This is a genomic window from Virgibacillus salarius (genome assembly GCF_039521925.1).
GTDB lineage: Bacteria > Bacillota > Bacilli > Bacillales > Amphibacillaceae > Virgibacillus > Virgibacillus salarius.
The window spans coordinates 18,142-28,474 of record NZ_BAAACY010000028.1 but is presented as its reverse complement, the minus strand read 5'-3'; the positions used below and the strand labels follow the sequence as shown (position 1 = coordinate 28,474).

The 10,333-nt window shown below is 35.1% G+C and carries 11 protein-coding genes and 1 pseudogene; 7 read left to right on the top strand and 5 right to left on the bottom strand.

What is annotated here, in order from left to right:
• A partial coding sequence (locus ABDZ84_RS04830) for a transposase (RefSeq protein ID WP_343780377.1) occupies nucleotides 1–443 on the top strand: 443 nt, incomplete at its 5' end.
• A 314-nt stretch (nucleotides 444–757) separates the two neighbouring features.
• Here the strand turns inward: ABDZ84_RS04830 and ABDZ84_RS04825 are convergent.
• Nucleotides 758–1,300, bottom strand: a complete 543-nt coding sequence (locus ABDZ84_RS04825; protein WP_026682711.1) for a DUF4352 domain-containing protein — start codon at nucleotides 1,298–1,300, stop codon at nucleotides 758–760.
• Between the two features lie 23 nt (nucleotides 1,301–1,323).
• Complete coding sequence (locus ABDZ84_RS04820; RefSeq protein WP_026682710.1) at nucleotides 1,324–1,668, bottom strand: DUF4064 domain-containing protein; 345 nt, start codon at nucleotides 1,666–1,668, stop codon at nucleotides 1,324–1,326.
• Between the two features lie 677 nt (nucleotides 1,669–2,345).
• Between ABDZ84_RS04820 and ABDZ84_RS21450 the strand changes: the two are divergent.
• Together ABDZ84_RS21450 and ABDZ84_RS04815 are read left to right on the top strand one after the other, a co-directional pair.
• A pseudogene (locus tag ABDZ84_RS21450) lies at nucleotides 2,346–2,564 on the top strand (ORF6C domain-containing protein); the annotation flags it as partial.
• 350 nt (nucleotides 2,565–2,914) lie between these two features.
• The gene (locus tag ABDZ84_RS04815) at nucleotides 2,915–3,808 is read left to right on the top strand and encodes an ETX/MTX2 family pore-forming toxin (RefSeq protein WP_343780374.1); all 894 of its coding nucleotides are present in this window, start codon (nucleotides 2,915–2,917) and stop codon (nucleotides 3,806–3,808) included.
• 74 nt (nucleotides 3,809–3,882) lie between these two features.
• Here the strand turns inward: ABDZ84_RS04815 and ABDZ84_RS04810 are convergent, their stop codons facing one another.
• On the bottom strand, nucleotides 3,883–4,278 hold the full coding sequence (locus ABDZ84_RS04810) for a YhjD family protein (protein ID WP_026682709.1): 396 nt from the start codon (nucleotides 4,276–4,278) through the stop codon (nucleotides 3,883–3,885).
• A gap of 270 nt (nucleotides 4,279–4,548) precedes the next feature.
• Between ABDZ84_RS04810 and ABDZ84_RS04805 the strand changes: the two genes are divergently transcribed.
• Nucleotides 4,549–5,217, top strand: coding sequence for a TraR/DksA C4-type zinc finger protein (locus ABDZ84_RS04805; protein WP_026682708.1), 669 nt, complete (start codon nucleotides 4,549–4,551; stop codon nucleotides 5,215–5,217).
• A 74-nt stretch (nucleotides 5,218–5,291) separates the two neighbouring features.
• A complete protein-coding gene (locus ABDZ84_RS04800; protein ID WP_026682707.1) occupies nucleotides 5,292–5,498 on the top strand; it encodes a zinc ribbon domain-containing protein in 207 nt (68 codons plus the stop codon).
• Between the two features lie 53 nt (nucleotides 5,499–5,551).
• On the opposite strand, the gene ABDZ84_RS04795 is transcribed toward ABDZ84_RS04800, so the two are convergent.
• Together ABDZ84_RS04795 and ABDZ84_RS04790 are read right to left on the bottom strand one after the other, a co-directional pair.
• On the bottom strand, nucleotides 5,552–6,325 hold the full coding sequence (locus ABDZ84_RS04795) for a hypothetical protein (protein WP_343780371.1): 774 nt from the start codon (nucleotides 6,323–6,325) through the stop codon (nucleotides 5,552–5,554).
• A 308-nt stretch (nucleotides 6,326–6,633) separates the two neighbouring features.
• On the bottom strand, nucleotides 6,634–7,992 hold the full coding sequence (locus tag ABDZ84_RS04790; RefSeq protein WP_166530319.1) for a S1C family serine protease: 1,359 nt from the start codon (nucleotides 7,990–7,992) through the stop codon (nucleotides 6,634–6,636).
• A gap of 305 nt (nucleotides 7,993–8,297) precedes the next feature.
• Between ABDZ84_RS04790 and ABDZ84_RS04785 the strand changes: the two genes are divergently transcribed.
• Together ABDZ84_RS04785 and ABDZ84_RS04780 are read left to right on the top strand one after the other, a co-directional pair.
• Nucleotides 8,298–8,990: a response regulator transcription factor gene (locus tag ABDZ84_RS04785; RefSeq protein ID WP_026682704.1), complete on the top strand. Its 693-nt coding sequence runs from the start codon at nucleotides 8,298–8,300 to the stop codon at nucleotides 8,988–8,990.
• Nucleotides 8,987–10,315: a sensor histidine kinase gene (locus tag ABDZ84_RS04780; protein WP_026682703.1), complete on the top strand. Its 1,329-nt coding sequence runs from the start codon at nucleotides 8,987–8,989 to the stop codon at nucleotides 10,313–10,315. Before ABDZ84_RS04785 ends, ABDZ84_RS04780 begins: the two co-directional genes overlap by 4 nt.
• Nucleotides 10,316–10,333 lie beyond the last annotated feature (18 nt).

Below are 10,333 nucleotides of genomic sequence, written 5' to 3'. Positions count from 1 at the left end.
ATATAACACAAGAAGAAATGGATGAGCAAACCTTGTATCCTATCTATTCCTTGCGTTGGCAAGTGGAGATTCTCTTTAAAACATGGAAATCGTTATTTGAAATTGATGATGTGCAGGCAATGAATACCGACCGCTTTTACTGTCATTTGTATGGGACTTTCATTCATATTCTTCTTTCTTCGATGATTGCTTTTCAGTGCCGTTACTGCCTTTACGAAAGGTATCAACTAGAAGGGAGTGAGTACAAATGTATCAACCATGCGAGAAACGCAATAGTAGAGACGAAGGGGTATTCACTCTATCACCTTTCTTCTTTGAAAGCTCTCATCGATAATATTTACCAGAACATATACCGGCATGGAAGGAAAGATCATCGTTGTCAGCATAAAAGTCCTTTTGATGTCTTAAACATTGCGTATAAAGTACATTTCCGTGCCGCGTAAGTAAAAGTGTAAAAAAGAAAACAAGTACCCATAAGAGAATACGGACTAAACTGGAAAAATATGTTTATATTTTCATTGCACCATACTACTTTTTTCTTAGCTTGACGGCTATGGGGAACGGCCTCAGCTAACGTGGTAAAGAAAAACACGTTACCACGTGGATCTTCGGTTTCGTGCTGTTCCCGCCGGAGTCTCGCTTATTTTAGGTGCTAAATGAATGATTCTGATCAAAAAACGAACGATAATTAGTTTAAATTAATTATCGTTCGTTTTTGCTGTTTCTTCATTCGTTGATCTCTGCCTCTAAAAGGAAGTTATTTGCTTAATTTTTCAGCTGGTATTTTCCAAATTGCTTTACCAGATTTAAAAGGATCAGAAAAATGTAATTCATAACTATCTGATTCAGGAACATCAAAAGGAATTTCACCTCTTAGTGTTCCGCCCGGTTCTATAGTTCCATCAAATTGCGCTTTAACGCCTTCTGTTAATATCGTTGTTGTATATGAATAACCATCCACGTCTTTTAGTTCAACGTTCATCATAGAGGACATGGTTTGTTCTTCGTCAGTATTATTTTCAGCTGTTAGATTAACTACTACAAATTGGTCATTTTCTGGTTCGTCAAAATCTCCACCTGGTTCAATTCTTGCCTCGTTCAAAGTTATTTTCATGCCATCAAATTCAACGGCATCGCCAATTGCTAGTTCTTGTGTCTTTGGTTTTTCTTTTTTGTCTGCGGAATCATCACTAGTTTTTTCTCCGTCATCTGCGCCAGCTTCTTTGATTTCTGCCTCACCACAAGCTACTAACATAAAAATTAATACTAATGGAAACGATAACAATAAAATCTTTTTCAATATAATTGCCCCCTTTTGTTTGCTTATGCAGCCATTTTATTTTCTTTGTCTTTTTTAAATACTCCCATTAATCCGGCGATACCTATCATTATTGCTGAAACTAAATAGAACATAGAGATACTTATCAAACCGCCTATAGCGGAAATCAATAACAATATGCCCCCAACTTTAGCCTTCGATCTAACCACAACTGAACCAACAATAGCTAGTGCAGAAAATAGAAATCCTGCCCAACCTAGACCAATGACTTCGCTTGTACCAGATTCACTAAATGCGGCATCAACTCCACCGATGAATAAAGCCATAATAGATGCAATAAATCCAAAAATACCTCCAATTAGTCCTAGTACAAATTCAGTAGTACGCATGCATACTCCCCCCTTTGAGAATTTAGTTTTATATGTAATCCATACAAATGTATGCTAAATTATATACATTTGCATAGTGATTACCCTATTCATCAAACTCCTTGAATGTTTCCCATATTTTTTTTAATCGTCTTAAATCTTCTTCTTTATTTTTTGGAAGCTGTCTGTACCATCTTTCTAATGATGGGTTGTTACGGAAAGCTTTGAATGATTATCTCTTATCTAATATAACATTATTGCAGAAATAGGAAAATAAATTGCCAAATATGCATAATGTTTATCGGTATTGCGATTAATGCAATGTATATTTTAGTGAATAACTTACGAAAAAAGCAATATAAGAAGGTGTCAAAATAAAAAAATAAACCTTGAGAAAATCAAACTACTTTGTAAAGAAAACAAATTGCCTCAACGTGATATGGCAGAGTTAATCGGATTGAAAACACTATATCTTTACCGATAAGAATCAGGTCATCAATCATTTTTAGAAGAAATACACACCATTACAGAATTTTTCAATTTACCTGTTGGATATTTTTTAGTAATGACATTGCTAAACATGCAATAAAAAATTAATTAGGAGAGAATCAAATGAATTCGTCCATGTTTCTTAATTACTAAAAAAGGTTGTGACATGGTAGTCAACAGTTCTATCAGATAAAGAGCAACTCAAGGCTTTTATCAAACTATCTATTGAACACAATGAAAAGATCGAACAGCCTTATGAGCGCATTACAAACCTTGAAGAAACTATGCGTGCAGACGGAGCGCAAGAACTCACTCTTAACAAAGAAGGCAAACGAGTTGTTATAGAAGTGCTAGGTGGTAAATCATCACCTGCATATAAAAATATGGCTTTCAAAGTATTTTCAGCTAAGTTCTCTCTTTTTGGCTAGTATTTACGTTTTTTTAGAAAAGTTTTTGCTTATTCCTAATATTTCAGCTTTCAGCCGTTTCAACAGTAGAAAGTAAATTCCCCAAATAGTTAGAAAGTATTCTTCATCTAGAGTGATATGGAAAAGGTTGAATGCTTAATTAATAATGCTCTATTATATCGATAACCTATGAAAGAAATCATTAGTTATTACTTAAATATTTGATAATTTAAATAATATTTAAATTTCATGGAATTTAATGTATATTTAGGAATTAATGTAATAAATTTCTAAATGAGGGTTAATAAGGTAATTTATTCGAAATAATAAATAGGAGGTAGTAGTATTATGAAAAAAAAACTTTAGAAGGCGTGGATGTAACTTCAGGATTATCAGAAAAAGCATTTGCTGAAAATGCTAATAATGCGAGACAAGGAATCATAGTTGTAGATTTAAATAAAAAATTAGATGACATAGGTTATATTTACTATGATGAACGTTTGGCAGGTACTATTCGTGATAGTATGTATACTCTTTATGACAAACCAACCAGCGTCACTACAAATTTCAATCTTGAAGTTGATCCTAACAGCGTAAGAAGCGACTTCAAATTTGAAGATGTCACCCCGTTGTATTTAGGACATAATGAATTCAACAATACAACAGACACAGAGCAATCGTTTAATACAGCCACCTATACTAAAACAGTAACAGAAACTACTAGTACTTCGATGACAAGAGGATTTTCTATCAATGGAAAAGGAAAAATTTTTAAGTTGCCATTGATTTTAAAAGAAGGTACGGAAGTAACAGGTGTGTTTAACTCTTCTGATACAAAAACTACTACAAATACAGAAACCATAACGTTGACTGCACCAGCACAAAATGTAAAAGTACCAGCTCATAAAAAGTATAAAGCAACTACTTATCTTGAACAACAGAGTTACAAAGGTCCTGTTTACTATAAAGCAGTGGGTAGTAACCTTCGAACAAATATTCACACTAAGGGTATGTGGATAGATTATAAAGGAACACCACATACGAAAAAATATCAGTTTAATGAAGATACGGGATACTGCTGGAATAGCTTATCTGATTCTGGAAAAAGTAAAGTCCAAGACATTACGATTAATGCACAGTCTAATCAGATGCATTTTGAAGGGGTATCTCAAGCAAATGGTGTTTTCGGTAGCAAATTAGTAGTAAATATTTATGATATAACAGATGGAAATAAACTCGTAGAAACCAGAAAAGTAGCATTTTGAGAACATTTAGTTAGATAATATCTTTTTCGCTGAACCAGTACGGAAGAGCTATGTAAAAAATAAACCCTCGCATTTTAGCGAGGGTTTTCCTTCTCTAATCTTCTCAATTGATCCACAAATCCATCTTTCAATTTAAACTTTGTACCGTACATATACTTTTCCATGATGTCCCTTGTCATTTCCCTTAGTTCCTGCGGCGTGAATTCAATTAATCCAGATTCGCCACGGCTTAGCCACTTATAACTTGTATTACCAACTCTTTTCACATCGACATGATACTTCGTATAAAGTTTTTTCTTTGTTTCAATTTGCACTTGTCTTAATCGATCTATCACTGCATCAATCATACTAATGTACAAATTAGCCATAGTAAAATCAGCAGCAATAAGCTTTTTATCTTGTTCATAAACTTTTATAGCCATTGGTATTACAATAAAATCCTGTATTAGCTGTTTTAATTCAGTATTCATTTAATCACCCTTAAGAACATTTGTTCTTATTTTGGCATATGATGTGACACTTTATAATATGTAACGATAATAAATAAAAAACGTAAATAAGCAAAATATATTATTACACTATGTCCGATAAAGTGTTATATATACCCAAAAAATATTGTGAAGAAAGTGAAAAACACCTATTTACTTATTGACATGATTTGGGAGCAAAAATAAAGAATGTCGTTGTCCAATCTTGTGCATAGTATAATTACATATTTATAAAAATGGAGGACGATCTTCATGATTTCGAACCAAGAATTAGCGGCATGCAAGTCGGCCTTATTAAATAGACAAACAGAACTAATTAATCATGTACAAGACCATCTCGGGATGACGTTAGAGACAGCCCAGGAATCAGTTGGGGAGCTGTCTAATTATGATAATCATCCAGGTGATACGGCATCAGAGTTATTCGAAAGATCAAAGGATCTAGCTTTAAATGAACATGCAGAGCGAGAATTAGAAGAAATAAATGCAGCCTTACATGCGATTGAAGAGGGAACATATGGAATTTGCAGCGAATGTGGAGCAGATATACCTTACGAGCGATTGGCTGCTATCCCAACTGCAGATCGTTGTATAGAGCACGCCAATAATAATGTGTTTAAACAGCATCGTACAATAGAGGAAGAGGTGTATAGTCCCAATATTAATCCCGATGATACGTCTGAGGAATTACAGGTTGAATATGACGCAGAAGATGCTTGGCAGGAGGTAAGTGTATACGGTACATCTGAAACGCCTTCTGACTTATATGGAGATAGAGAAAACTATGATGAAATGTATCCGAATAGTGATGGAGCGCCAGGTGCTGTAGAAAGTGTAGAAGAATTTCTAGCAGCTGATATTCATGGTAAGTATACACATCCAGCAGCAAATCATAATAAGTACGAAGAAGATTTGGATTAGGTATATTTGGCATACATGAAGATGTGAAACCTTTTGCTCCTCATTTCGTATTACGATATAAGGAGTGATCGAAATTGAATGAAAATAATGGATGTATTAAATGTGGAAGTACGGATGCGGATCAAAAGGAAGTTGCAATGACTGGAACGGGCTTATCAAAGATGTTTGATATGCAGCATAATCAGTTTATAGTCGTCTATTGCAAGAACTGTGGGTATTCTGAATTCTATAATAAGAAGAGCTCTACCGGTAGTAACATCTTTGATCTCTTCTTCGGATAAGTAAAAACACCCCTATTTCATATGACTTGAAAAAAGGGGTGTTATTTTTATAATTAGAAACCACTAAATATACTATCCATGAAACCGCCAAAAAATGCGTTTTGTAGTAAAAGACCGGATAGGATAAACGAAACTAAATATAATCCGATTAACACATATATTCTGTCATAGCCTTTTGCAGGCTTTTCTAACAGGATTAGTGTAGGGATAAATAAAATGGGTCCAAGTAAACTAACGAAAAAGAACGTACCTGCAAATGGTAAATTAATTAAGCTAAGTAATATACCAAGAACATAAATAAACATATATGGAACAGTGTATGCACCTGTTTTGGCTAATACATCATAGATGGTTAATGATTGCGCTGTTAGCTTCGAAGCCGCAAATGTTAATCCGGAAACAATCACAAATAAAACAAGAAATTGTAAGAGTGGAAGAATAAATCCATCTAAAAAATTAACGGTCATAAACATACTACCAATTTGCATCATCACCAGATAGGTACCTAAAGCAATCAAGACGGAAAATAAAACCATTGTAATAACGCCAGGCACTAATTCATGACTCGTTATGTTTTTGGCTTTGCTAGGAGCCTTTATTAATCGGATAAAAAAGGCTCCAAAATTTGCCGATTCTTTTTTTACAGTGGCTGTGAAATCATTTTCCTTCTTTTGTGATGCACCTGAATGAGCCTGCTCATGATGGATTTCCTGTTCTTTATTTTCCTCTGGCTCCGCAGATGCTGCTGGCTCATCTGCTAAGAGAGCACCACAGTTGGTACAAAACTTTCCTTTCTCTGTTTCTTGTCCACAACTTGGACATAGCATAATTAATCACTCCTTTATATGTATTTGTATGCAGTATAACTCTTCCAGAACTAACTTCGACATAATTAGTAATATTCCTTGTTTTTTCATTACTATTTTTTCATTATAAGTGAAATTAACTTCTTGCTTCAATGGATAATATCGTTTTTTCTCTGTATGCTCGGGTGAAGCATAGCGATATAAACAGTATAGCGCCCTTAATGTGAACGATGGGCTAAGCGTAATCTTTCTTTCCCATAATAAAAAAACTGCCGAGAAGAGCGTTTCTCGACAGTCTAGGTATGTTCATCAAGCGTTTGTTTGAATACTTATTGGTTTGTTGCGTTTTCTGTATTATTTTCTTGCGCTTGTAAGGTTAATTCTACGGTTTGTTTTTTTCCGCCGCGATAATACTCTATTTCAACTTTTTCTCCAACTGTTGCATCTGAATACAAAAATTGACGTAACTCTAGTATCGAAGTAATTTCGTTTCCATTAATTTTTGTAATGACGTCAAATTGTTGTAGCCCAGCTTTGTCTGCTGCGGAGCCATTTTGCACATCTGCTACTACCATTCCACCTTTTACATCCTCAGGTAATGCAATTTCACTGCGATATTGCGGTGGTACCTGACTAAGAGCAGCTGTACTTATTCCTATTAAAGGTCGTTTAATTTCGCCATCTTTCTCTAATTGCTCCAAAATTGGTAGTGCTGTATCTACTGGAATCGCAAAACCGATACCTTCCACTTCTTGACGGGCAATTTTCATGGAATTTATTCCGATGACCGCACCATTTTCATTTACTAATGCTCCGCCACTATTTCCTGGATTAATTGCCGCGTCTGTTTGAATAACCTCGGTTACCCAATCTGGTTGTCGATCACCATTAGTGTCAATATCGATCGAACGATTTAATCCACTTACGACACCTTTTGTAACTGTATTGGCAAACTCCATACCAAGAGGGTTACCAATAGCCACTACAGTTTCTCCAACCTTTAAATCTTTTGATGATCCCATATTTGCAACAGTCGTAATTTTATCTCCATCTACCTCCAGGACAGCTAAATCAGTTAGTTCATCCGTACCTAATACGGTAGCATTAAGGCGTTCTTCTTCATAATTAAGTGCTATCTCTACTTCCTTAGCTCCTGCAACCACATGTTGATTAGTGATAATATATGCCTTGCCGTTTTCCTTTTTATAAATAATTCCTGATCCAGTTCCGGCTTCTTGGCTTTCTGTCCAAACGCTTTGCTGTTGCATATTGATTACTCCTACCACAGCTTGTGATGTCTCTTCAATATTAGTAGCAACATTTGCATCATCGGAGGCAAGTGTTTTTATAACGTCAGCTGTTTTGTTCCCATTATCGGAAGCAGTGTTGCCATTATTACCTTGTTGATTTAATGGGATTACATTGGTTAATACTAATGCTACTATGAGCACTACAGATACGATACCACCTGACAGTCCTCCAAGGATAAAGTGTAGCGCAGATTTATTTTTAGGAGGTTTATTGCGTTCCTTGGAGGCTATATATGTTTCGGTAGTACCGGTATCTGCATTATTTTGGGATTCATCCCGTATATGTTGATTATCTGATAATGGCTGTTCGTCAATAGATTCCTGCTCATTAGAGTAACCACTAAAATCTTTGTTCTGATTTTCGTCTTTATAATCCATTTTAGCTCACCCTTTATGACAAATTTTAAACACAGGCTATCGAGACAAGCATCTACAAACGTCGAGGGGAGTAGGGGAGACGCTTATAAATACTGTCCCTTAGCCTGAATATAAGTAAACGGTCACTTCCTCACGCAGCCATGCTGCGTATGAATGAAGTTACCATTGATACATTTATTGTAGCCAAGCAGTTTGGGATTCATTTGGTATAAATGTGTAAAAAATGTGTAAAAACATTTAAGTGTTCATCATGCAGGATTTATGTGAAAATAGAAGTAATTAATTTCGGGAAAAGGTGGCAAAACATGAACTATCATATTGGCATCGTTGAAGATGACCCAAATATTCAAAATATCGTTTCTGCTTATCTTAAGAAAGAAGGATTTAACGTAACCTTATCGGAAACAGCAGAAGATGCTTGGGAGATTTGGATGAATAAACCACCAGATATGTGGATCCTAGATATTATGCTTCCTGGTATGGATGGTTACGAGTTTTGTAAAAAGATACGTAATGAAAGTGAAGTACCAATTATTATTATCTCTGCGAAAGATGAGGAAATTGATAAAATTCTTGGATTAGAACTTGGTGGTGATGATTATTTAACAAAGCCATTCAGTCCAAGGGAGCTTGTAGCTAGAGTTAAGCGATTATTTAAACGATCTGTCATCGTACAAGAACAAAAAGATATGACGCAGGAGAAAATAACTGTAGATCATTTGGTGATTGATAAAAATGAACGACGAATATTTTTTAATACGGATGAATTTGAAGTTACGACAAAAGAATTTGATATGTTGCTAATCCTAGCGGAGAATGTAAATAGGGCATTTTCACGAGAAGAACTGTTAATTAAAATTTGGGGAAATAATTATTTTGGTAGTGATCGTGCGGTCGATGACCTTGTTAAACGAATTCGAAAAAAACTACCTGATTTGCCATTGGAGACTGTTTGGGGATACGGTTATCGACTTCGCTATGAGGGAGAAGCAGAATGAAGCTACAATCCCAATTGAATGCTGCCTTTACTGCCTTATTACTCGTAGTAATGACAGTTACAGGCTATTTCATTTATTCATTAATTTTAGATATGCTTATCCAAGACGAGCAACGACAATTAAAACAAAAAGGTGACCTTCTTATTGAAGTATTAAATGAGCAATATGGAAGACCCGATATTCAAAACTTAAATAGCTTCCTTCAGGATCAGGATTTACAACTTTTTCTTTATGACCGCAATCAGAATGCAGTTTTTTATTCTACGCTATCCAATAGTGTAGCAACTGAATTCTTTAAATCCAATGATTTTGCAGATACAAGTAAATCATTATGGGAATATAAAAATGACAAGTATGTAACTTCTCGTATTCTGCTTGTACCGGAAAGTACTGGATTAGAATTAATCTTGCTAACACCATTAAGTGATATTGAGGTAGTTCAACAGAATTTTATATTTCGGTTGTTAATTGTATTTTTGATTGGTGGAGTTGCTGCAACGATCATCAGTTATTTCTTCACACGTAAATTAGTAACACCGCTCTCCCAATTAAAACGACAACTGAAGAAAATCGAAAAGCGACAATTTGATTCGATGGATCGAATTAATGCAACAGGAGAAATCAAGGAAGTGGAACAAAGCGTGTATGAAATGGCAAACGAATTACAACGATACATTAATTCACAGCAAACCTTTTTCCAAAATGCGAGTCATGAGCTCAAAACACCATTAATGACAATACAGGGATATGCAGAAGGCATTAGAGATAAAATTTTTGATGAGAAAGAGGAAGCGAAAGGTCTAGAAGTTATGGTTTCTGAAGTAAACCGGTTGAAAAAGATCATTAATGAAATGATTTTGCTTGCTAAACTAGACAGTGAACCAGATGTTTATAATCCTGAGAAACTCCAATTATCACAAATTATGGAGCAGGTAGTTGATAGAGCATTACCATTAGTAAGTGAAAAAGGAATTGAATTAGAACATACCATTGATGGTTCTCCAGAATTGTATGCAGATGGAGAGAAACTATTACGTGCTTTAGTAAATCTGGCATTTAATGGGATTCGTCATTCGAAATCGTTAGTTCGGCTTACTATTACAAAACAAAATAAGAAGGTTGTAATTATGATTGAAGATGACGGGGATGGAGTACCAGAAGAATTAATACCGCATATTTTTCATCGATTTGTAAAAGGTAAAGGTGGCGAAACTGGACTGGGTCTAGCAATAGCCCGTGCTATTATAGAGCAATCAGGAGGGAAAATTACGGTTGCGCGTTCTGAATTAGGAGGAGCAAAATTTAAAATTGTTTTTACCGGTTGATTATTTTTAAAACTTTTA

Excerpts from the sequence above, each read along its gene's own strand:
- ABDZ84_RS04795 (WP_343780371.1), bottom strand. The coding sequence starts at position 6,325 with ATGCTATGTCCAAGTTGTGGACAAGAAACAGAGAAAGGAAAGTTTTGT.
- ABDZ84_RS04820 (WP_026682710.1), bottom strand. The coding sequence starts at position 1,668 with ATGCGTACTACTGAATTTGTACTAGGACTAATTGGAGGTATTTTTGGA.
- ABDZ84_RS04790 (WP_166530319.1), bottom strand. The coding sequence starts at position 7,992 with ATGGATTATAAAGACGAAAATCAGAACAAAGATTTTAGTGGTTACTCT.
- ABDZ84_RS04810 (WP_026682709.1), bottom strand. The coding sequence starts at position 4,278 with ATGAATACTGAATTAAAACAGCTAATACAGGATTTTATTGTAATACCA.
- ABDZ84_RS04780 (WP_026682703.1), top strand. The coding sequence starts at position 8,987 with ATGAAGCTACAATCCCAATTGAATGCTGCCTTTACTGCCTTATTACTC.
- ABDZ84_RS04805 (WP_026682708.1), top strand. The coding sequence starts at position 4,549 with ATGATTTCGAACCAAGAATTAGCGGCATGCAAGTCGGCCTTATTAAAT.
- ABDZ84_RS04785 (WP_026682704.1), top strand. The coding sequence starts at position 8,298 with ATGAACTATCATATTGGCATCGTTGAAGATGACCCAAATATTCAAAAT.